The organism is Comamonas nitrativorans, assembly GCF_042654765.1.
In the GTDB taxonomy this organism is placed as follows: Bacteria; Pseudomonadota; Gammaproteobacteria; order Burkholderiales; family Burkholderiaceae_C; genus Comamonas; species Comamonas nitrativorans.
The window spans coordinates 236,185-257,775 of record NZ_JBHSEW010000001.1; the positions used below are offsets into that span (position 1 = coordinate 236,185).

At 61.0% G+C, this 21,591-nt stretch carries 25 protein-coding genes and 1 pseudogene; 19 read left to right on the plus strand and 7 right to left on the minus strand.

All coding sequences use genetic code 11. From position 1 onward, the window contains the following. Positions 1 to 18 precede the first annotated feature (18 nt). From ACFO3A_RS01150 to ACFO3A_RS01195, 10 genes are all read left to right on the plus strand, one after another. Positions 19 to 918 carry a recombination-associated protein RdgC gene (locus tag ACFO3A_RS01150; protein ID WP_377723203.1) on the plus strand — a complete coding sequence of 300 codons (900 nt, stop codon included), beginning with the start codon at positions 19 to 21 and terminating at the stop codon, positions 916 to 918. Positions 919 to 937: 19 nt separating this feature from the next. Beyond that, entirely contained in the window at positions 938 to 1,441 is a 504-nt protein-coding gene (locus ACFO3A_RS01155) for a hypothetical protein (RefSeq protein WP_377723205.1), read from the plus strand. After that, positions 1,438 to 1,563 carry a hypothetical protein gene (locus tag ACFO3A_RS01160; RefSeq protein ID WP_377723206.1) on the plus strand — a complete coding sequence of 42 codons (126 nt, stop codon included), beginning with the start codon at positions 1,438 to 1,440 and terminating at the stop codon, positions 1,561 to 1,563. The genes ACFO3A_RS01155 and ACFO3A_RS01160 overlap by 4 nt, the downstream gene beginning before the upstream one ends. A gap of 247 nt (positions 1,564 to 1,810) precedes the next feature. Then, a complete protein-coding gene (locus ACFO3A_RS01165; protein ID WP_377723207.1) occupies positions 1,811 to 3,007 on the plus strand; it encodes a DNA (cytosine-5-)-methyltransferase in 1,197 nt (398 codons plus the stop codon). Further along, complete coding sequence (locus tag ACFO3A_RS01170; protein ID WP_377723209.1) at positions 3,000 to 3,326, plus strand: hypothetical protein; 327 nt, start codon at positions 3,000 to 3,002, stop codon at positions 3,324 to 3,326. The genes ACFO3A_RS01165 and ACFO3A_RS01170 overlap by 8 nt, the downstream gene beginning before the upstream one ends. Further along, positions 3,298 to 3,771 carry a hypothetical protein gene (locus ACFO3A_RS01175; RefSeq protein WP_377723211.1) on the plus strand — a complete coding sequence of 158 codons (474 nt, stop codon included), beginning with the start codon at positions 3,298 to 3,300 and terminating at the stop codon, positions 3,769 to 3,771. Before ACFO3A_RS01170 ends, ACFO3A_RS01175 begins: the two co-directional genes overlap by 29 nt. Beyond that, positions 3,764 to 3,997 carry a hypothetical protein gene (locus tag ACFO3A_RS01180; protein WP_377723213.1) on the plus strand — a complete coding sequence of 78 codons (234 nt, stop codon included), beginning with the start codon at positions 3,764 to 3,766 and terminating at the stop codon, positions 3,995 to 3,997. The genes ACFO3A_RS01175 and ACFO3A_RS01180 overlap by 8 nt, the downstream gene beginning before the upstream one ends. 34 nt (positions 3,998 to 4,031) lie before the next feature. Then, positions 4,032 to 4,544, plus strand: a complete 513-nt coding sequence (gene ssb / locus ACFO3A_RS01185; protein ID WP_377723215.1) for a single-stranded DNA-binding protein — start codon at positions 4,032 to 4,034, stop codon at positions 4,542 to 4,544. A 109-nt stretch (positions 4,545 to 4,653) separates the two neighbouring features. Then, positions 4,654 to 7,092, plus strand: coding sequence for a DNA cytosine methyltransferase (locus tag ACFO3A_RS01190; RefSeq protein ID WP_377723217.1), 2,439 nt, complete (start codon positions 4,654 to 4,656; stop codon positions 7,090 to 7,092). Between the two features lie 83 nt (positions 7,093 to 7,175). Next, positions 7,176 to 7,430 carry a helix-turn-helix transcriptional regulator gene (locus tag ACFO3A_RS01195; protein ID WP_377723219.1) on the plus strand — a complete coding sequence of 85 codons (255 nt, stop codon included), beginning with the start codon at positions 7,176 to 7,178 and terminating at the stop codon, positions 7,428 to 7,430. Here the strand turns inward: ACFO3A_RS01195 and ACFO3A_RS01200 are convergent. The 3 genes from ACFO3A_RS01200 to guaB all read right to left on the minus strand — a co-directional run bounded on the left by ACFO3A_RS01200 (position 7,393) and on the right by guaB (position 12,082). After that, on the minus strand, positions 7,393 to 8,616 hold the full coding sequence (locus ACFO3A_RS01200; RefSeq protein ID WP_377723220.1) for a tyrosine-type recombinase/integrase: 1,224 nt from the start codon (positions 8,614 to 8,616) through the stop codon (positions 7,393 to 7,395). The genes ACFO3A_RS01195 and ACFO3A_RS01200 overlap by 38 nt on opposite strands. A gap of 299 nt (positions 8,617 to 8,915) precedes the next feature. Next, positions 8,916 to 10,523 (minus strand): glutamine-hydrolyzing GMP synthase, encoded by a 1,608-nt coding sequence (guaA, locus tag ACFO3A_RS01205; RefSeq protein ID WP_377723222.1) that lies wholly within the window; start codon positions 10,521 to 10,523, stop codon positions 8,916 to 8,918. An 83-nt stretch (positions 10,524 to 10,606) separates the two neighbouring features. After that, a complete protein-coding gene (guaB, locus tag ACFO3A_RS01210) occupies positions 10,607 to 12,082 on the minus strand; it encodes an IMP dehydrogenase (protein WP_377723224.1) in 1,476 nt (491 codons plus the stop codon). A gap of 110 nt (positions 12,083 to 12,192) precedes the next feature. Between guaB and ACFO3A_RS01215 the strand changes: the two genes are divergently transcribed. Further along, entirely contained in the window at positions 12,193 to 12,717 is a 525-nt protein-coding gene (locus ACFO3A_RS01215) for a DUF4124 domain-containing protein (RefSeq protein WP_377723226.1), read from the plus strand. On the opposite strand, the gene ACFO3A_RS01220 is transcribed toward ACFO3A_RS01215, so the two are convergent. Continuing rightward, positions 12,718 to 13,032, minus strand: coding sequence for an RnfH family protein (locus ACFO3A_RS01220; protein WP_377723227.1), 315 nt, complete (start codon positions 13,030 to 13,032; stop codon positions 12,718 to 12,720). Next, on the minus strand, positions 13,025 to 13,465 hold the full coding sequence (locus ACFO3A_RS01225; protein WP_377723229.1) for a type II toxin-antitoxin system RatA family toxin: 441 nt from the start codon (positions 13,463 to 13,465) through the stop codon (positions 13,025 to 13,027). The genes ACFO3A_RS01220 and ACFO3A_RS01225 overlap by 8 nt, the downstream gene beginning before the upstream one ends. A gap of 141 nt (positions 13,466 to 13,606) precedes the next feature. On the opposite strand from ACFO3A_RS01225, the gene smpB reads away from it, so the two are divergent. From smpB to ACFO3A_RS01255, 6 genes and pseudogenes are all read left to right on the plus strand, one after another. Beyond that, entirely contained in the window at positions 13,607 to 14,080 is a 474-nt protein-coding gene (smpB, locus tag ACFO3A_RS01230; RefSeq protein ID WP_377723231.1) for an SsrA-binding protein SmpB, read from the plus strand. A 132-nt stretch (positions 14,081 to 14,212) separates the two neighbouring features. Continuing rightward, positions 14,213 to 14,986, plus strand: a complete 774-nt coding sequence (locus ACFO3A_RS01235) for a GGDEF domain-containing protein (RefSeq protein ID WP_377723233.1) — start codon at positions 14,213 to 14,215, stop codon at positions 14,984 to 14,986. 16 nt (positions 14,987 to 15,002) lie between these two features. Next, positions 15,003 to 15,848 carry a MinD/ParA family protein gene (locus ACFO3A_RS01240; protein ID WP_377723235.1) on the plus strand — a complete coding sequence of 282 codons (846 nt, stop codon included), beginning with the start codon at positions 15,003 to 15,005 and terminating at the stop codon, positions 15,846 to 15,848. Positions 15,849 to 15,859: 11 nt separating this feature from the next. Continuing rightward, a pseudogene (gene gluQRS, locus ACFO3A_RS01245) lies at positions 15,860 to 16,813 on the plus strand (tRNA glutamyl-Q(34) synthetase GluQRS); the annotation flags it as partial. Positions 16,814 to 16,852: 39 nt separating this feature from the next. After that, positions 16,853 to 17,548, plus strand: a complete 696-nt coding sequence (gene trmB / locus ACFO3A_RS01250; protein WP_377723698.1) for a tRNA (guanosine(46)-N7)-methyltransferase TrmB — start codon at positions 16,853 to 16,855, stop codon at positions 17,546 to 17,548. A gap of 36 nt (positions 17,549 to 17,584) precedes the next feature. After that, the gene (locus tag ACFO3A_RS01255; RefSeq protein ID WP_377723236.1) at positions 17,585 to 18,592 is read left to right on the plus strand and encodes a GGDEF domain-containing protein; all 1,008 of its coding nucleotides are present in this window, start codon (positions 17,585 to 17,587) and stop codon (positions 18,590 to 18,592) included. Positions 18,593 to 18,728: 136 nt separating this feature from the next. Here ACFO3A_RS01255 and ACFO3A_RS01260 read toward each other — a convergent pair whose 3' ends face one another. Next, on the minus strand, positions 18,729 to 19,421 hold the full coding sequence (locus tag ACFO3A_RS01260; RefSeq protein ID WP_377723238.1) for a Bax inhibitor-1/YccA family protein: 693 nt from the start codon (positions 19,419 to 19,421) through the stop codon (positions 18,729 to 18,731). 211 nt (positions 19,422 to 19,632) lie between these two features. Between ACFO3A_RS01260 and ACFO3A_RS01265 the strand changes: the two genes are divergently transcribed. Continuing rightward, positions 19,633 to 20,046, plus strand: a complete 414-nt coding sequence (locus ACFO3A_RS01265; protein WP_377723239.1) for a heme-binding protein — start codon at positions 19,633 to 19,635, stop codon at positions 20,044 to 20,046. Positions 20,047 to 20,117: 71 nt separating this feature from the next. On the opposite strand, the gene ACFO3A_RS01270 is transcribed toward ACFO3A_RS01265, so the two are convergent. Beyond that, the gene (locus ACFO3A_RS01270) at positions 20,118 to 20,894 is read right to left on the minus strand and encodes a metallophosphoesterase (protein WP_377723241.1); all 777 of its coding nucleotides are present in this window, start codon (positions 20,892 to 20,894) and stop codon (positions 20,118 to 20,120) included. Positions 20,895 to 21,030: 136 nt separating this feature from the next. Here ACFO3A_RS01270 and ACFO3A_RS01275 point away from each other — a divergent pair, with 136 nt between their 5' ends. Further along, entirely contained in the window at positions 21,031 to 21,567 is a 537-nt protein-coding gene (locus tag ACFO3A_RS01275; RefSeq protein ID WP_377723243.1) for a hypothetical protein, read from the plus strand. Positions 21,568 to 21,591: the final 24 nt, after the last annotated feature.

The following is a 21,591-nucleotide window of genomic DNA, read 5'->3' on the forward strand; positions in this document are numbered from 1 at the left end:
CAACAAAAGGAATTCATCATGTGGTTCAAAAACCTAAGAATCTTCCGGCTTTCACCTGCTTGGAGTCTGGACGCCGCTGCCCTTGAGGATGCTCTGGGGGCAACAGCGTTTCGCCCCGGCGGCGCCACTGAAATGACGGCAATGGGCTGGGTTCCACCCCGCCCTGAATCCGGCCTGGTGCATGCCATCGACGGCAACTACCTGCTGACGCTGCGCGTGGAGTCGAAGATCCTGCCAACGACCGTCATCAACCAATTCACCGCCGCCCGCGCCAAAGAGGTCGAAGAGCAGCAAGGCTACCGACCTGGCCGTAGGCAGATGAAGGAAATCAAGGAGCAGATCACCGATGAGCTGCTTCCCAAGGCATTCAGCCAGTACCGCGACACCCGCGTGTGGATTGACATCAAGAACCGCTGGCTGGTGATCGACACGGCCACGGCAGCAAAGAGCGATGAGGTAATGGGCGCTCTTGCCAAGGCGCTTGACCCCTTCCCCGTCATGCCGCTCTACACCGAGGTGTCACCGGCGGCAGCCATGTCCAACTGGCTTATCAGCGATGAACCGCCAGCCAACTTCACCATCGACAGCGACACCGAGCTGCGCTCCACGTCAGAAAGCGGCGGCGCGGTGCGATATGTCCGCGAAACCGTGGAGCTGGACGACGCCCGGCGCCACGTCGAAGCCGGTAAGCAATGCACCCGCATGGCGCTGACCTGGGCGGATAAGGTTTCTTTCATGCTCACCGACGGCATGGAGCTGAAGCGCATTGTGCCGCTGGACGTGCTGCAAGAGGGCCGCTCCCCCACCGAAGACGAAGCCGAGCAATTCGATTCCGATTTCACCTTGATGAGCGGCGAGCTTTCGCGGCTGATTGATGACCTGGTGGAAGGACTTGTAGGCGAGCGCCATGCAGAGTAGCAGGCTGACAGAATCTTATGTGGCACTACACGCCGCCCAGCAGTCGCTGAAGAGCCTGGATGACGAGTACAACGCCAACCGCACCGCCATCCGGGAGCGAATCTCCAAGATTCGGCAGTCCATAAACGAGTCTGTCTCTGGCCTTGATAGCGACCAGATTGCCATGGCAGAAACCGTGTTGCGCGTTCATGGCAGCTACGCCAGCGCAGGGGAGGATCGCGCCAGCGCCCTGCATGACGCCATCAAGGAATTATCCCTGCACGGCGGCGGCAAACTGTGGGAACAGCACTTCAGCACGAAGAGCTACGACCGCTGGTACGGCCAACGATCAGACCATGGCTACGGCTACGGCCCGAAGCATGGCTCCTTGATTTTCTCCATTGGCCTGCTGGACGAAACCCGCAACCGCGACCCGCAGGTATTGACACCGGAAGAGGTGGAGGCTGCCGTCTACTACCTGACGCACTTGAGCCGAATTCAGGACGCCAAGCAACAAGCCGCCCTGTCCGGCGCTGAAGCATGACAGCGGCCATCATCAACCTTTCCCACGAAGCCCTGGAGCGATGGAAGAAAGAGCACGCCGAGCTGGTGGAGCAATTGACCATCGCCCCAGGTAAGCCGCCCGCTGAAGGCGGGTCGGTTTGAGCGCCGGGTTATGCGGAACTGAATACGGAGAATAGCAATGCACGAATGGGAAGTACGGTACAGCGAGACAAAGAAGGACGGCACGCGGATTTCGTGCCAGTACTGGACAGCAACGGTTTACGCCGAGGATGACAACGCATAACGCCGCACTGGAAGACGGCCAGTGCGGGCGCGCGCTGGGGCATCACCCTGTAACGGAAGCCGCAGAGCGCGATGTCCTGGAGCACATTAACGAATTGAGGTCGCAATGAAAGACGAGAACAAGACAGAGTCGGAAGGCGAAGGACGACCACGTATTGCGGGAGCTGGTGGTATGAGTTTGCCGAACCATACGACCAGAAGGTACACAGGTATTGTTCTGGAAAGAATGAAACATCTGCCTCCTGGTGGAAAGATGGGAGACCTACCCGAACATCTGCAACATGAAAGCTTTGTCAGGATGGGCGATAAAAAAACGGGGGGGCCGAATATGCGGCTGATTCGTTTGGAACGAGACAAGCCTTCTCTGACGGTGACCGCTTATATCTTCAATAAATTTGTTCATCCAACAGAAAATCGATACATCACCCCTCGGGAAGCAGCGGTTTTGCAGGATTTTCCACTTGACTATGCGTTCATGGGCACGCTGGGGCAGGTGCAGAAGCAAATAGGCAATGCCGTGCCGGTGGGATTGGCGCGTGCGTTGGCGCAGCAGGTAAAAAAATATTTGCAGCGCCAAGGGGTATCCGGCTCCGCACGCATCGCATCGTATTTTTCTGGCGCAGGTGGGCTGGATTTGGGCTTTGAACAGGCCTCAGGCGAGGGGGTGAATTTTGAAACCTGTTTTTCCACGGACATAGAGCCTTGGGTGGAAGCAACCATCCAGGAAAATAGGAAATCCTGGAATTTTCACCGTGCGGATATTACGAAATTATCGCCAGAAACCGTGCGTATGATTATGCACGGAGCACCTGATGTCATCATCGGCGGTCCGCCGTGCCAGCCCTTTAGTGTGGCAGGAAAGCAAAAGGCGACCCAAGATCCATTGGGAATTCTGTATCGCGATTATATTCGGCATGTGCAGAATTTACAGCCAAAGATTGTGCTCATGGAAAATGTCTATGGCTTGGCGCAGGTCAAGAGCGCCAATATGATTGAAGAGATTTATAAATCCTTTCAAGCCATCGGCTACCAGGTAATGCACCAAGAGTTGATGGCAGCGGATTATGGCGTACCGCAAAAAAGACGCCGGCTGTTTTTTGTGGCGGCCAGAGATCTGGAAGGTTTTGAATATCCTGCACCAACGCACAGCGCTACGGAAAACCCGATTGGTTTGCCGCTGTACCAGGGGGCCGGTGCGGCTTTGTGTGCCTTACCGGCACCTACGCATCGCAATTACCGCATGACATCCGAATGGAAAGCGCAACTGGGCATCACCTCGACCAAGGGGGCCAAACATGGGTGACATGGGCGACTACTGGCGTGACATGAAACCCGCGCTGAAAGAAGACAGCCAGCGCAAGCGCGCCGGCAACCGCGACGCCTCGGCCGGGAACCTGACGGCCGCTGGCATCCCCTTCGAGTCCAAGAACGGCGGCGCACACCTGATCGTGTCGGCCGCCGGCCTAGTCGTCGATTTCTGGCCTGGCACGGGCCTGTGGGTTGTGCGTGGCACCGGCGAGCGCCGGCGCGGCGTGCGCCACCTGATTAAGCGACTCGGCGGCCGCTGGTCGCCGCAACAAGAAAGGAACGACCATGAAGATGGCGAAAGCAGACGAACGTGATATTGAGGCGGCCGGCAGCCTCATTGGGCTGCTGGACAGTCTGTCGCGCGGCCACTACCCAGTCCTGGGCGAACCCAGCGAAGACACCCCGGACTACTTTGACCCGGACGACAAAGAACACCTGAAGGCACTTTACGACGCGCTGGACGGCCTGCTGGACAAGGCACCGGGGTTCGCCGGGCGAGTGATCGGTGGCATGTGCTACGTGATCTTGTGGGACAAGAACAAGATCATCGACCCCGACGCCGATACGCTCGAACTGCACCCGAATCTGACGAGCGCCCTGCGCGACGAAGCACGCCTGGAACACCTTCTGCGCCATCTTCCCGGCAATGCCCTGCGGCAGGTCGTGGGCGAGCTGTCCGACACGTCCGACCTGATCGCATTTCGCAGCGCCATTGACGCGGCCATTGAGGCCCGCCGCAAGGCAGAGTGTCATGGGTGAATACCAGCCGCTTTCGTCGGTGCGCGAGCTGGACGCACTGGACGGCGCCGACTGCCTGGCCGGCTACCTCGCCGGCCTGCACGGCGAGCCGGAGCCTGGCAGCGACAAGAGCAAGTCCTACTGGCACGGCTGGCGCAACGGAATGATGGACACGGGGCGGCTTCCCCACGACGAGGCCGCCCGCAACCTGGCCGCCGAGGTCGTGCGCCGGCACCGCGCGCACTGAAGGCGACCACCTATACGAGAAAAGGAAAGACAGCATGGCATCAGTGAACAAGGTCATTTTGGTGGGCAATCTCGGGCGCGACCCCGAGGTGCGCTACACGCCGGACGGTAGCGCGATTTGCAACGTGTCCATCGCCACCACCTCCACCTGGAAGGACAAGGGCACCGGCGAGCGGCGCGAAGACACCGAATGGCACCGCGTCGTCTTCTACAACAGGCTGGCAGAAATCGCCGGCGAATACCTGCGCAAGGGGAAATCGGTCTATATCGAGGGCCGCCTGAAGACGCGCAAGTGGCAGGACAAGGAAACCGGGGCCGACCGCTACAGCACGGACATCATCGCCGACCAGATGCAGATGCTCGGCGGCCGCGAAGGTGGCGGTGAAGGCGGCCACTACGACGGCGGCGACGCGCCGCGCCAACAGGGCGGCAGCCGTCAATCCGCCAGGTCGGCCACGCGCAACGCGCCGCCGGCGCAGCGCCCGGCCCAGTCGGCCCCGCCGTCCGGTGACTTCGCCGACATGGACGACGACATCCCTTTTGATTGAGCGGCGCACGTCCGCTTCATCAACGTGCAGGCCCGCAGGGCCTATCCCGTCAATTCCAACACCCCAGGGGCGCCACCGAGCGCCCCTTGTTTTTGAAGGAGCCGCCCAGATGCAGCGCCCGCAACTCGCCTTGCCGTTCCCCGGCGAACTCATCATCGACAACTTCGCCGGCGGCGGCGGAACCTCGACCGGGCTGGAAGCCGCGTTCGGGCGCCCCGTAGACATCGCCATCAACCACGACCCCGAGGCGCTTGCGATGCACGCGCTGAACCACCCCTACACCAAGCACCTGTGCGAAAGCGTGTGGGACATCGACCCCATCGAAGTGACGGGAAACCGCCCGGTTGGCCTGGTGTGGCTCAGTCCCGATTGCAAGCACTTCTCGAAGGCGAAGGGCGGCACGCCGGTTTCCAAGCACATCCGGGGACTGGCCTGGGTGGGGATGCGCTGGGTGGCGCTCACGAAACCCAGGGTGCTGATGCTGGAGAACGTCGAGGAATTTCAAACCTGGGGGCCGGTCATCGTCGGCGCCGACGGCAACCTCTACCCCGATCCGGCGAAGAAGGGCAAGACCTTCGAGAGCTTCGTCCGGCAACTCCGCCGGCACGGCTACAAGGTGGATTGGCGCGAGCTGCGCGCGTGCGACAACGGCGCACCGACTATCCGAAAGCGGCTGTTCCTGGTGGCGCGCCGCGACGGCCTGCCGATCATCTGGCCGGATGCGACGCACGGCGATCCGACCTCGCGCGAGGTGCTGTCCGGGATGCTGGCTCCCTACAGAACGGCGGCCGAGTGCATCGACTTCGGGCTGCCCGCGACCAGCATCTTCGACCGGCCGAAGCCGCTGGCGGCCAATACCCGCCGGCGCGTCGCCAAGGGCCTGTGGCGCCACGTCCTGAGCAGTGCGCGGCCCTTCATCGTGACGAACACCAGCGGCCACCCCGGCGCTGGCATCGACCAACCCATGCCGACCGTCACCACCGGCAACCACCACATGCTGGGCCAGCCCGTGATCGCGCCGCTGGCCGCGAACCCGGAGCCGTGGCCGTTCGAGCCGATCTTCCCCACGCCGCCGGCGACGGCCGAGCGGCCGCACGATTTCTGCTGCACCACCTGCGGCAACACGTTCCCGTCCTGGCGGCCGGAAGATGAGGGAATCCCTGGCGCGTGCCCGACCTGCGGCAACGAGGCCGGCATCCACCCCATCGACGCCATGCCGTCGATGCCGTTCCTCGTCGGTGCCGGCGGGCCGGCGTACTCGGGCAAGCCCACGGCGGCCAACCAGCCGATGGGCACATTGACCACGGAGAACCACCGCGCGGTCGTGACGCCCACGCTCGCCCCGTTCCTCACGGAGCACGCCAACGCGAGCAACCAGCGCACGATGCCGGCGGATGCTCCGCTGCGCACCGTCTGCGCCCAGGTCAAGGGAGGGCACTTCAGCGTCGTGGCCCCGACCTTGGCCCCGCTGCGCGGCACCAGCGACGCCCACATGGGCGGTCATAGCGTCGAGCAGCCTCTCTCCACCGTGGCGGCCAGCGGCACGCATCATGCAATGGTAGGCGCACACCTTGTCACCATCGGCTACGGCGAGCGCGAGGGCCAGCAGCCGCGCGCGCAGGACATCGAGGCGCCGCTGGGCACCGTCGTGACGGCGAACAAGCACGCCCTAGTTGCCGCGCACCTGGCCCACCTCACGCACCACGGCGACCGTGCCGGCACCACGCCAGCCGAGCCGCTGCCGACGGTGACGGGGGCGAACCGAGGCGAACAGGCCCTGGTCGTCGCCAACCTGATCGACATGGGGCACGGGGAATCGTGCAGCACCGGCGCGAAGCGGTGGAGCAGTGGCGTCCGTAGCCTGGAAACCCCGCTCAACTCGGTGACGGCCAGCAGCGTGCCCAGCGCGCTCGCATCGGCTTTCTTCGAGCAGGCGAACGGCGGGTTCTACGACGGCGACGGGCGGCCGGCCAGCGCGCCCATTTCGACGATCACCGCCTCGGGCAGCAATCAGCGCCTGGTGACGGCCTACCTCGTCCAGTATTACAGCGAGGGCGGCCAGGATTCGGGCTGCGCCAAGCCCATGCCCACGGTGACGACCAAGGCACGCATGGGGCTGGTGCAGTCCGTCCAGGTGCCCGCCGAGGCGCTCTCCCCCGAGCACCGAGAGAAGGCGCGCGCGTGCGCGGCCCTGCTGCATGAACACCTGCCCGACCTGTTCCCCGAGGCGGCCGAGCTGGTGCTGATGAGCTACGGCGGCATCTGCTGGGTGCTGGTGGACATCACCCTGCGAATGCTCAAGCCGCGCGAGCTATACCGCGCGCAGAGCTTCCCCAGCAACTACATCATCCACGAAATCCCCGACCCGAAGTTGCTGTTCAAGGACGGCGTGCAGGTGCCGGGCGATCCACGCCTAATCCCCCGCATCCCCCTGTCGATCACGGCTCAGGTGCGAATGTGCGGCAACAGCGTCGCTCCTGCCCAAGCCGAGGCTCTGGTTGCCGCCAATTTCGGACATGAAGCGGTCTTCATGGAGCGCCGCGCCTAATACGGAAACTCTCATGCCGCCAGTGCCTTTCGAGCTGCAATGATTGGCATTGGCACGCATTCTCATGAATTAGGAAATCAAAAATGACAACACGCGAACTTACCGCCGACGCCATGCGTGCGCCCGGCAAAAAACTCATCAACCGCAAACAATTGCTGGAAATCGTCCCGCTCTCCGAGCGCACCATTCTGGACATGGAAAAGCGCGGAGACTTCCCGCGCCGATTCTCCATTACGCCGCGACTGGTTGCGTGGGATCTGGAAGAAGTTGAACGCTGGATAGAAGCCAGAAAGACGGCCGCTATCTTGCCTGCTGCCCCTCGCCTTCAGCCGGCGTAGCAACCCAGCGGTCTATCATGTTGGCCCAGTCCTGTAGCATCGCCCGCCGCTGCTCCGCATACTCGGCCTTGTTGTAAACGGCGCGCACGCCCTTCTGCTCGTGAGCCAGGCACTTTTCGATCCAGTCGGAGTTGTAGCCAGCCTCGTGCAGCAGCGTAGAGGCGGTGCGCCGAAGATCGTGCGGGCCAAACTTACCCAGCGGCTTCCCTTCCCTTTCTGCCATCCTGTATGCCAGCGTCGTTACCTGGTTCAGCGTTGCCTTGCTGATAGGGGCGTCGGCATCATACCTGGACGGCAAGACATACTTTGACCCTCCCGCGCATGTCTTCAGTGCCACAAGAATGTCCAGGGCCTGGCTGGACAGATAAACGACGTGCGGGTTACGCCTCTTCATCCTTTCAGCAGGTATCACCCAAGTCGCATCGGTGAAGTTGAATTCATCCCAAACCGCCTCGATCAGCTCAGACTTGCGCAGCATGGTCAGCAGCAAGAGCTTCACGGCCAGCTTGTTTGTGGGCACCGTGGACACCCTTTCCAGGTATCCGTACATCAGCCTGATTTCTTCAGGTGACAGCGCCCTATCCTTGGGCTGGAACCTGGCGATGGAAGTTGGCCTGATGTCTTCCGCTGGGTTTCGGTGCTCATACCCGCGCTCAGTTGCATAGCGAAAGACCTGGAACACAATCTCGCGCGCATGAACCGCCGTTGCAGGTGCTCCCCTATCGACGATCTTCCCGCACAGCAGCCTGATATCCTCTGGCGTTATTTCTGGCAGCTTCAGCCTGGCAAAAGCACTGGCGACATCCCGCTCATACACCGAGCGGCGCATGTCCCGCGTGGATTCGGCCATCTTGTAGCCCGTAAGCCACTTCTCCGCCCACTCGCCAAACGTCCCAGCATCCTCCATCCGTTGCTTCTCCCTGGCCTTCTGCCTTGCAGGCGATCTGCCGGCAGCCAGGGACTTCCTCGCCTCCGCAAGCAACTCGCGCGCCTCGGACAACGAAATCCCCCCTCTCCCCCCGTACTTTCCAAGCACCAACGTCTCTTGGCGCCCGTTGATCCTGTAGTTGAATCGAAACGATATGCTGCCACTGGTCAGCACCGTCACATACAGACCATCCCGATCAGAAAGTTTGTACGGTTTATCACTTGGCTTTATCGCCCGCAGCTTTGCGTCTGTAAGCATCACTCCCCCCGCGCACTGATACCATCATTGGAAACTGCCTTTTTTTGGCGTTTTTTCCTTTGAAAATCATAAAGTTAGTCAAATTTGATACCATCATCGGTGCAAAATCTATCCGATGGTACGAAGCGCCGTTGATGGTACACATACGAAACAATACCATTAAAAGCACCATCAATTTAACTTGCTGGTATCTGCTTACCGCTGCCCGCCAATGCCAGACAAAAAATAAAAAGCCCCGACGAATCAGGGCGTTACGAGATTTTATTGCTTGGTTCTGCGCGACATTGCTAGAAGCAAAATCACTCCCACTCGATCGTCGCAGGCGGCTTGGTCGATACGTCGTAAGTCACACGGTTGATGCCGCGCACTTCATTGATGATTCTGGCCGCCACTTTCTTCAGCAGCGGATAGGGCAGCTCCGCCGAATCCGCCGTCATGAAGTCGCTGGTCTGCACGGCACGCAAGGCCACCACATAGTCGTATGTGCGGCCATCGCCCATCACGCCCACGCTTTTCACGGGCAGGAAGACGGCAAACGCCTGGCTGGTCAGGTCGTACCAGTTCTTGCCGGTGGCCTCATCCACATGGCTGCGCAGTTCTTCGATGAAGATGGCGTCGGCGCGGCGCAGCAGGTCGGCGTATTCCTTCTTCACCTCGCCCAGAATGCGCACACCCAGACCGGGGCCGGGGAAGGGGTGGCGGTAGACCATCTCGCGCGGCAGGCCCAGGGCCACGCCCAGTTCGCGCACTTCGTCCTTGAACAGGTCGCGCAGCGGCTCCAGCAATTTCAGGCCCAGTTGTTCGGGCAGGCCGCCAACGTTGTGGTGGCTTTTGATGGTGACGGCTTTCTTGCCACCCGATTCGATCACGTCGGGGTAAATGGTGCCTTGCGCCAGGAAGGTTGCGCCCTTGTGGCCCTGGCCGCTGGCTTTGAGCTTGGCGGCTTCTTCCTTGAACACATCGACGAACAGTCCGCCGATGATCTTGCGCTTGGCCTCTGGTTCGGTGACGCCGGCCAGCTTGCCCAGGAACAGGTCGCTGGCATCGACACGCACCACCCTGGCGTGCAACTGGCCCTCGAACATGTCCATGACCATGTCGCCTTCGTTCAGGCGCAGCAGGCCATGATCGACAAACACGCAGGTGAGCTGGTCACCGATGGCGCGGTGAATCAGCGCCGCCGCCACGCTGGAATCGACCCCGCCGGACAGGCCCAGGATGACTTCCTCGTCACCGACTTGCTCACGGATTTTCTGCACCGCTTCGTCGATGTAATTGCCCATCACCCAATCGGCATTGGCCGCACAGATCTCGCGCACGAAGCGGTTGAGCATGGCCGTGCCCTGCACGGTGTGCGTGACTTCCGGGTGGAATTGCACGGCGTAGTAACGGCGCGATTCGTCGGCCATGCCGGCAATCGGGCAGGACGGCGTGGAGGCCATGACCTTGAAGCCCGGGGGCAGTTCGGTCACCTTGTCGCCGTGGCTCATCCAGACCTTGAGCATGCCGTGGCCTTCTGCCGTGGTGAAGTCGGCAATGTCTTTCAGCAAGGCCGTGTGGCCGTGGGCACGCACTTCGGCATAGCCAAATTCACGGCTGTCGCTGCCCTGCACTTTGCCGCCCAACTGGTTCGCCATGGTCTGCATCCCGTAGCAAATGCCCAACACGGGCAGGCCCAGCTCGAACACGGCGTCCGGCGCCTTGTCGTCCACCTCGTACACGCTGGCATGGCTGCCGGAGAGGATGATGCCCTTCAACCGGCCATCGGCCGCAAACTGGCGCACCCAGTCGCTGCCGACATCGCAGGGATGCACTTCGCAGTACACATGCGCTTCACGGACACGGCGGGCAATCAACTGGGTGACCTGGGAGCCAAAGTCCAAAATCAGAATTTTGTCGTGTTGCATAGCAATCCATCATGAAAAGAATGGCAATGGCCCGTTGTCCAACAACGGGCAACGGGCCATTGGATTAAAAAGTCCAATCCGGCTCAATCGGCACGGTAGTTGGGGGCTTCCTTGGTGATCTGCACGTCGTGTACGTGGGATTCGCGGATACCGGCCGCAGTGATTTCGACAAACTCGGCCTTGTCGTTCATTTCCGCAATGGACTTGCAACCGCAGTAGCCCATCGCCGCACGCACGCCACCGGCCATTTGGTAAACGATGGACACCATCGAACCCTTGTAGGGCACACGGCCTTCGATGCCTTCGGGCACCAGCTTGTCGGCATTGGGATTGCCCGTGGTCGATTCCTGGAAGTAGCGGTCCGCCGAACCCTGCTGCATGGCGCCAATCGACCCCATGCCACGGTAGCTCTTGTAGCTACGGCCTTGGTACAGGATGACTTCGCCCGGTGCTTCTTCCGTACCGGCAAACATCCCCCCCATCATGATGGCGGAAGCCCCGGCAGCCAGCGCCTTGGCGATATCGCCGGAGAAACGGATACCGCCGTCGGCAATCAACGGCACCCCCGTGCCTTTGAGCGCCTGGGCCACGTTGGAGATGGCCATGATCTGCGGCACGCCCACCCCCGCAACGATGCGGGTGGTGCAGATGGAACCCGGGCCAATCCCGACCTTGACGGCATCGGCGCCTGCTTCCACCAGGGCCAGCGCTGCCGCGCCGGTGGCGATATTGCCGCCGATGACCTGTACCTGCGGATAGTTTTGCTTGACCCAGCGCACGCGATCCAGCACGCCCTTGCTGTGACCATGGGCGGTATCGACGACCAGGGCATCGACCCCGGCCTTGACCAGAAGGTCGACACGCTCTTCCGTGCCAGCCCCGACACCGACGGCGGCAGCCACGCGCAAACGACCCGCGTTGTCACGGGCGGCGTTCGGGAAAATGGTCTGTTTGTTGATGTCCTTGACGGTAATCAGGCCCTTCAGTTCGAAAGCGTCGTTCACCACCAGCAGGCGTTCGAGCTTGTGTTTGTTGAGCAGCGCCTTGGCTTCTGCCGGGCTGGTACCGTCTTTTTCATTGACGGTGATGAGCTTTTCGCGCGGCGTCATGATCTGCTGCACCTTGACGTCGTAACGCGTTTCAAAGCGCACGTCGCGGCTGGTGACGATGCCTACGACCTTGCCGCCATCGCAGACCGGAAAGCCGGAGATCCCCAACTCTTCGGACAGTTGCAACACCTGCAGCACCGTATGTTCAGGGGTGATGACCACCGGGTCATGCACCACGCCGGACTCGTGGCGCTTGACTTTGGACACTTCGGCAGCCTGCTCCTGCGCCGTCATGTTCTTGTGAATCACCCCGATGCCGCCTTCCTGGGCAATGGCGATCGCCAGGCGGGCCTCGGTGACGGTATCCATGGCAGCGGACACCAGGGGCAGGTTCAAGGTGATGTCGCGGGTAAACTGGGTAGCGAGGGAAACGTCCTTGGGCAGGACTTCGGAGTAGGCGGGAACGAGCAGGACGTCGTCAAAAGTCAGTGCTTTTCCAAGAAGGCGCATAGGGTTGGCTCCAAAAGGTAAATTGTAGCCGTGGGTTTTTACCGTTGCATGGAACAAACAAAAAACCACTACCGGCACAACCATCCCCCGCTACACTGGATGGCATGGAAATGCGAGTCTCTTTTGCCCTGTTTGCCTGCTTGACCTGCTTCACTGCCACCAGTGCCTTTGCCCAGTGGCAATGGATCGATGAACATGGCCGCAACACCTACAGCGACCGCCCGCCGCCGGTACATATTCCAGAGAAAAACATTCTGAAAGCGCCGGCATGGGCCCACACCGTTTCCCCGGTCAGCTTGCCCAAAGCCGAACTTCCTGCCGAGCCCGACGCGACGACGCCCCCGGCACCCAGCGAAGCAACACCCCAGGACCTGCAGCAGCAAAAACAGGAGGCGGCCCGCCAGGCCGCCGAAGAAAAGCAGAAAAAAGAAGCACAGGCCAAACTTCTGCAACAGCGCCAGGAAAACTGCAACCGTGCCCAGACTGCCCTGCGCACCTTGCAGGCCGACGTGCCACTGGCCCAAATCAGCCCGGATGGTCAGCGTACGACCATGAGCGATCTGCAACGCCAGCAAGATATCCGCCGCGTACGGGAAATCATGGCCCGCGACTGCGGCCCGTTGCCCAAAGACTGATCAGTAACCCGCTTTGCTATGAGGCCGGCGGGCTGCAAACAAGCCCGCTCCCCGCGCACCTTGCTGAATAAAGCGCTCCCGCCGGGCAACCTTGGGGTCGACGGTCAGAGGGCGGTACAGCTCCACTCTGTCCCCATCGTGCAAAAGCGTATTGGCGGCACAAACCCGCCCCCAGATACCGCACACTTCAGCGGCAGGCCAGCCCGCTATCCGGACTGCATCCGCCACGGTGGCCGGCAAGGGCAGTGCCAGTGCCAGCTCCTCCACCTGACCGGCCTGAAGCGAACGCCAGAGCAGTATCTGCGCATCAGCCATACACTTTTTCCGCCCGCTGGATAAAGGCATCGACCATGCTGTTGGCGATACGATCAAAGATCGGCCCGATCAGCGCCGCCAAGGCCACGCTGTCGAAACCGTACACCAACTGCAACTCAACCTTGCACGCCCGTTGCTGACCATCGCCCACGGGGAGGAACCGCCAATTGCCCTCCAGCCGGGAAAATGGCCCCTTCACCAGGCGCATACTGATTTTGCTGTGCCCGTCATACTGGTTGCGTGTGACAAAGGCCTTGCGCAAACCCGCCATGGACATGCCCACTTCGGCCGTCATGCCTTGCTCGCTTTCCTCCAGAACCTGGCTGTGCGAGCACCAGGGCAAAAACTCCGGATAGTGCGCAACATCACGCACCAGCGCAAACATTTCCTCGGGGCTGTACCAGATCAGTACCGACTTATTGACAGATTTCATGGGCAGACGGAGTGAAGACCTTTTTATCACGCAAGGGCTTTCCTCCCTTGGGAAGGGCTGGAGAAACTTAGAATTGCAAGCTTGGCGAAAGCGTGATTGTAGAAAGAGCCCGAGACCTGCAGCACTTTCGCTGGAAAGACCATGGCAAAGAAACCCAACTCCCCCTCCCGAATTGCCGAGAACAAAAAAGCGGCTTTCAACTATTTTTTTGAAGAACGGTACGAAACCGGCGTTGTCCTGCACGGCTGGGAAGTCAAGGCTGTGCGCAGCGGCAAAGTCCAGCTGACCGATGGTTACGTCGTGATCAAAAACGGCGAGTTGTTTTTAATCGGCTGCCTGATCCAGCCACTCAAAACCGCCTCCACCCACGTCAGCCCCGATGCGGCCCGCACCAAGAAGCTGCTCATGCACAAGGCCGAAATCCGGCGCCTGATCGGCAAAGTGGAGCAAAAGGGCTACACCCTCGTCCCTCTGAACCTGCATTGGAAGGATGGCCTGGTGAAATGCGAAATTGCCCTGGCCAAAGGCAAGGCCGAACACGACAAGCGCGACACCATCAAAGAGCGCGAGGGCAAACGTGAAGTTGAACGCGCCATGAAGTCCCGGCACCGCTAATACGCGCATAAGGCGTGCCATCACCTGCTTTTCCAGGGGCTTGCGTTGGGCCTTTCAGGCCTGAGGCCCCTAGAAAAATCAAGGCGGACTGCTACACTTGATGCCATCTTTGCCGTTGAACTTCGGATACCTGTGACCACCCCCTTCCCCACTGCTTCACTGGCCTCCTGCATTGACCGTCTGCAGCTAGGTGAAGCCCTGGCCTTGCTAGGGCGGGATGCCTGCGGACAATTGCCCGATGCCCAGGGCGATCCCGTGGCTTACTTGCAGGCAGTGGTCGATGGCCTGTGCAACGTCTCGCTGCGCGATCCACTGACCGGCACGGCCAATCGGCGCCAGTTGATGACCGTGCTGGAAGGTGAGCTTGACCGCGTGGCCCGCTCTGGCGATGCCGCCTTGCTCCTCATGGTGGACATCGATCACTTCAAGACCGTCAATGACACCTACGGTCATAACGTCGGCGATCTGGCCTTGCAGCATGTAGCCCAGTTGCTCCAAGAATGTGTGCGCCCGATGGACACTCTGGCCCGGTACGGCGGCGAAGAGTTCGCCATCGTCCTGCCGGCCTGCCAGCCTGCATATGGCAAGAATGTTGCCGACCGCATCCGCCAGATGGTGGCCAGCCAGCCGTTTTATGCGAGTCCGGGTCAGGCCTTGCCGCTGACCGTCAGCATTGGCGGGGCCTATGCGCTGCAATGGATCCGCAGCACCAATGAACTATGGATAGAACGCGCCGACCAGCAACTCTACCAAGCCAAAAATCTAGGACGTAACCGCGTGTGCATCGAACCGCAACCAGACAGCACCGTCACCGCCGAAGAAAAAGACCTGCTCTTCAGCGGCCTGATCATGCCGACAAGTGCCGCTGCCGAGTCCATCTCCAGCATGTCTCCAGGTAACGTCTAGTGAAAGCGATAACCCAATGAGTGACGTTGCATCCCCTCCCAACCATATGCCTGCGAGCACCGCGACCATCAAGCGCCCCAGCGCCCACCCGAACATCATTGCCGTGACCAGCGGCAAGGGCGGCGTGGGCAAGACTTTCGTTTCGGCGAATCTGGCCGCCGCATTGACCCGCCAGGGACTGCGCGTGCTCGTTCTGGATGCCGACCTGGGACTGGCCAACCTGGACGTTGTACTCAACCTCTATCCCAAAATCACCCTGCACGACGTGTTTACGGGGCGGGCCGCCTTGCAGGAAGCCGTGGTCACGGCCCCTGGCGGCTTTCACGCCCTGCTGGCAGGCTCGGGCATGGTCGAGTACTCGCGCCTGACGCCCGAGGTGCGCAACCAGCTCATCCACACCATCGACACCCTGGCCCCGCACTATGACGTGGTGCTGCTCGATACGGGTGCCGGCATCTCCGACGTGGTGCTTTTCTCTCTTTCGCTGGCAACAGAGATTTTGGTGGTTGCAACGCCGGAGCCGACCTCGCTGACCGATGCCTATGCCGCCATGAAGGTTCTGGCCACACAACAAAAGCGCCACAACATGCGCCTGGTCATCAACCAGGCTGCCCGTCCTGGCGACGGGCGGGCCATCACCGGGCAACTGCAACAGGTACTCAACCGCTTTGTGAGTACCGAATCGGGCCTGCCCATGCGCCTGATCCATATGGGGGACATCCCCGCCGATCCGGCAGTACGTGACGCCGTGATGCGCCGCCAGTTGCTGCTGCAAGCCAGCCCCGGCTGCCCTGCCGCCCTGGCGATTGCCCAGCTGGCAACACGCGTGAAATCGACGCTGGCCAAGCGCGAAGCGGTTTAACTCCCCACCCCATGTCTGCCCCATACTGTGGGCGGTTCGCCCCTTCCCCCACAGGCCCCCTGCACGCAGGCTCCATCACTGCGGCACTGGCCAGCTGGCTGGATGCCCGCGCCCACCACGGGCGCTGGCTGGTGCGTATTGAAGACATTGACCCGGCACGCTGCGCCCCCGGGGCCGACCGTTTCATTCTGCAGCAGCTGGCCCAACTGGGCCTGCATCCCGATGCGCCCCCCGTCTGGCAATCCCGACGGCATGCGCTGTACGCGCAGGCATTGGCGGTTCTGCTCGACCAAGGCTGGGCCTACCCCTGCGGCTGCACGCGCAAGGACCTGGAACAGGCGTGGCAAACCCAGGGCCGTGTCCACCAACGCCACCAGGAGCGCCCCTACCCCGGGACCTGCCGTAGCGGCTTGCACGGCAAGTCGCCGCGCAGTTGGCGCTTTCATCTGGAAAAATTCATAAAAAACTGGCCATCACGCCAGATACAGACTACGCAAACAGCTCCTTTTTTCTTGAACGCAGACGGACTTTTGCACTGGTATGACCGCCGCCAGGGCTGGCAAACCCAGCGCCCTGCCGAAGTCAGCGGCGATTTCGTCGTGCGCCGCGCCGACGGACTCTGGGCCTACCAGCTGGCCGTCGTGGTGGACGATGCCGACCAGGGCATTACCCAGATCGTGCGCGGCGCCGATCTGAGCGACAACACGCCGCGCCAACTCCTGCTGCAAAGCGCCCTGGGCTACCCCACCCCCGGCTATTTGCACACGCCCCTGGTCACCATGGCCAATGGCGAGAAGCTTTCCAAGCAACACGGTGCGCCGGCTGCCGATACCGGCAACGCCATGGCAACATTGCTGGCAGCCGCCAGTTTCCTGGGGTTGCCCCCACCCCCTGGAGATTTATCGCAGTTATGCCCTGGCGACGCCCTCAATCATTGGGTCAACGCCTGGCACTCTACATACAATCGTCAAGTGACTGAAAACCAATTTCCTCCTTCCCCTGCCATGCCCGGTGCGGCCCCGGCCCATGTGGCGCATCCTCAGACCATCCGCAGCTTCGTGCGCCGCACCGGGCGCGTAACCACCGGTCAGGCCAAGGCATTTGCCGAACTGGGCGCAGCGTTCGTCCTGCCCTACCAGGCAGCCCCCCTGGATGCGGCAGCTGCCTTTGGCCGTACCGCTCCCTTGATTCTGGAAATCGGCTTCGGCATGGGCGAAGCAACCGCCCACATTGCCCAGGTTCGCCCGGATGACAACTTTCTGTGCTGCGAGGTACACGAGCCCGGCGTGGGCGCCTTGCTCAAGCGCATCGGCGAGCAGGGCATCGGCAATATCCGTATCCTGCAGCACGATGCTGTCGAGGTCATCGAGCATATGCTGCCGCCGGCCAGCCTGGACGGCATTCACGTCTTCTTCCCCGACCCGTGGCACAAGAAGAAGCACAATAAACGCCGCTTGATTCAGGCACCGTTTTTGGCCAAACTGGCATCCCGCTTGGCCCAAGGCGGCTACATTCACTGCGCAACCGACTGGCAGCCGTATGCCGAACAAATGCTGGAAGTGCTCAGTGCCGAACCCCAACTGACCAATGGCGCCGACGGATTTGCGCCTCGCCCCCACTACCGACCCACGACAAAATTTGAAAAGCGTGGTCTGCGGCTTGGTCACGGGGTATGGGATCTGGTGTTTCGCAAACGCTAGACCCTTTACAACGACACCAGCGAAAGCATTCTTGCCATGGATATTCTGCAGAACTTGGTACACATGACAGGCCAGCGTGACCATTTGCGCCTGGAATTTTCTGTCCTATCCACCCTCTTGCAACTGCCGGATATCACGCAAGTGCGTGCTTTGGAGATTCATCCCTTCGAAGACCAGTACTGGGTGCGCCCTCGTACCTGGCTGGAAGAGGGGCAGCTGGTCAATACCGATGTCGATTTTCTGCACGACCCGCAGCGCGTGGCACTCAACACCCTGCCCGCCTTGCAGGAAGGGCTGGCCGCCAAACGTGAACGCATTGCCTGGCAGGCCTGCACCGGGCAATACATTCTGTGGCTGCCGGTCTGGATGCGCGAACAGGCCCGGGTGTGCATCGAAATCACCCAGTCGGCCGAATTTTCCAGCCACGACCTGGATATCCTGCTGGCCATTTTTCAGGTCTACCGCAACTACCAGAGCCTGCTCGATTACAGCGAGCGCGATGCCCTGACCGGTCTGCTCAACCGCAAGACCTTCGACGAGCACCTGCTGCGGCTGTCCAACGCCAGCAAGCACACGGACAAGGGACAGCAACCCTGGCTGGTGGTGATCGATATCGACCATTTCAAGCAGGTCAATGACCGCTATGGCCACCTTTTTGGCGACGAGGTGCTGATCCTGGTGGCCAATCTGCTGCGTTCCAGCTTCGGCTCGCAGCACCGGGTGTTCCGCTTCGGTGGCGAAGAATTTGTCATTCTGCTGCAGGCGATGACGCTGGACGCCGCTTTTACTGCCCTGGAACACTTCCGTCAGGCGGTGCAAAACTACGAATTTCCGCAAATCGGCAAAATCACCGTGAGCCTGGGTTTTTCAGGCGCCCACATGCACGCCCCCTCGCCCACACAGTTGTTGAGCCAGGCCGACGAGGCGCTGTACTACGCCAAGGAAAACGGACGCAACCGTGTCTGCCACTACGAAACCCTGCAAGCTCTCGGCGTCTTCAACAAGCAAGAACAGATCACGCACGACGACGTGGAACTGTTCTAACGTTCTGATCAAACTATAAAAATAAAAGCTGCTGGCGCTTGCCAGATAAGGTTTTTAAAGTGAATTAACTCTAAAAACCTTATCTGGCAAGCGCCAGCAGCTATTTTTTTATCTTCAGATAGCTGGTAACGCAGGCTTAGTCGCGTTCGCCGCCAAAAATCCCCAGCAGGGCCAGCAGGCTCTGGAAGACGTTGTAGACATCCAGGTACAGCGACAAGGTGGCGCTGATGTAGTTGGTCTCGCCGCCATCGATGATCTGCTTGATGTCGTAGAGCATGTAGATGCTGAAAATGGCAATGGCTGCCGTGGAAATCGCCAACATGCCGGCGGTGGAGCCGATAAACACGTTGATGACCGAACCGACCAGCAACACGATCACGCCCACGAACAGCCACTTGCCCAGGCCGGACAGATCGCGCTTGATGACCGTGGCCAGGCTGGCCATGACGACAAACACCCCGGCGGTGCCGGCGAAGGCCGTCATGATCAGCTCGGAGCCATTCTTGAAGCCCAGCACCATCGCAATCAGGCGCGAGAGCATCAGCCCCATGAAAAACGTAAAGCCCAGCAGCACGGCCACGCCCATGGCGGAGTGCTTGGTCTTTTCGATGGCGAACATGAAACCGAACGCCCCGACCATGAACACGATCAGCCCCAGGCCGCCGGACAGGCCGCGCGTAATCCCCGTACTCAGACCCAGCCAAGCCCCCAGCACGGTGGGCAACAGGCTCAATGCCAGCAGCCAATACGTATTGCGCAACACCTTTTGGCGCTGCTGTTGAACGAGATCCAGGCCGGCGGTATCCAGCGTCGGAAAGTGGTGTTGCATGGGTCTAGACTCCTGTAATGAAAAGTATTTACTGCACATTGCAGTACCCTCGGCATTCTAGGAGCAATTGCCCCCGGACAAGTTCCCTCGGCAAACGGCGCTGCTGGGTATGTTTTATGCACAAATGTTTTTCCTAAATAGCCACGCCAGGAAAGACACAGTTGTCCTACATTCCATCGTTTCACCGATTACTGATGAAGGATTGCATGCTATGAAAAACAAACCCGCTCTGGAGCTGGCCGACGTCAAGCAGATCGCCGCTGCCGCCGAAGCCGAGGCTTTGCAGAACCACTGGCCCGTGACCATCGCCATCGTCGACGACGGCGGCCACCTGCTCTGGCTGCAGCGCCTGGACGGGGCAGCCGCCATCTCGGCCCACATCGCCCCGGCCAAAGCCCACGCCGCCGCGCTGGGCCGCCGCGATACCAAGGGCTATGAGGACATGGTCAACAATGGCCGCAACGCTTTCCTGAGCGTCACCCCGATCGCCCCCGGTGGTCTGCTCGAAGGCGGCGTGCCCATCGTCAAGGACGGCCAGTGCCTGGGCGCCGTCGGCGTCTCCGGCGTGAAGGCACCTGAAGATGCGCAGGTTGCCAAGGCTGGCATTGCTGCCTTGGGCCTGTAAGCCAAAAAAATAGCTGCTGGCGCTTGCTTGATAAGCACCAGCAGCTATTCTTTTATCCAGACTGGCGCCGATTAGGCGGTGGCCAGCTCCACGGTGAAGGCCGGGTCGAACTGTGGGTTCTCCGGCACACCTTCACGGACATAGCCTCGGGGGTTGCACAGCACCCGGGTTCCGTCGACGGTGTAATCGCAGCAATGGTGCATGTGGCCATGAATCCACAGGGCGGCCCGTCGGCCTTCCAGCAGCCACGGGGCATCGGAGACGAAGTTCACGTTCAAAGGAGAACCGGCGAACTGTGCCGCCACGCTGGGCAGGGCCGGGGCATGGTGGGTCACCACCACCGTCGGGCCGGCAAAGGGCGTGGCCAGCTCGGAGTCAAGCCACCGGGCATTGCGGGCGAACAATGCCGCGCTGTCCTGCGGCGTAAACAGCGGTGCATCGGCACCGCCATGCAGCCGAATACGGCTGAAATCCCGATTGAACTGGAGCGACTGGGCTATCGCCGCATCGCGCTGCGCACCCGTGCCGGCGACCTGGAAATCGGTCCACAAGGTGCTGCCCAGAAAGCGCACGCCGTGCAGCACCACGGCCTGGTTGTCCAGCACATGCACCAGGCTGCCCCGGGCCAGATCCTGCAATTGCCCGACCGTCTCGGGCAGGCTGGCGCCATAAAACTCGTGGTTACCGGGCACGTAGACCACAGGCTTGGCAAAGCGCCTGGCCCACGCCACGGCGGCCTGCGGGCGGGCCACGTCCCCGGCCAGAACCACGATGTCGGCGTCGGTCGCCACCGGCGCCATTGCATGCACGCTCAAATGCAAATCGGACAGTATTTGTAGCTTCGCCATGGCGCTCTCCTGCTTCTGTTCACCGGGCTATATACCGCAAACCACCTCTGACTTTCGAGAAATTACTATTTATTTTTAACGCGTTAGCAGGGCTAGAATGCCTGATCGATTTTGCTCCTGCGCCAGCGATTGACCCATGCCTTTACTAGAAAATGCCGACTGGCAGTTGCTCAAGCACCTTCATCAGCAGATCGCCTGCGCACAAGCCGGTCGCATTGGGCAAGGGGAAAAAGTCCCCCCCAACGCCTACCTGATCAGTCCCAGCCGGACAGATCTGGCGCAGGCACCAGCGCAGCTGGCCGAGCTGTCCCGGGATTTTGTTGCCGACCTGCTGCAGCAGCCCGACGGGCAGCATCTGCTGGCCAAGTACCTGGCCGATGCCGTGCACCCGGGCAGCGAAGTCCACCGCCGGATTGCCCAGGAGTACGGCTTCCACGCCCAGTACACCCTGAGCTGCCAGGAGGCGGTATTACCGCAGGCCAACGGCTCGCTGCAACCGGTGCTGATGGTGCTGCTGCACGGCCAGGGATTTGCGTTGCCGATTTTTCATGCCATCGAGCGGATCGCAACCGGCAGCCATTGCCAGTTGCGCCCCTTCCCCGATCTGGAAGAGTTTCAGGCCGTGCAGGTGCTGCTGGAGCAGCGCATCCAGCAGGGCATGACCCATCACTGAACCTGCTCCCGGCGTTCCGGGGTA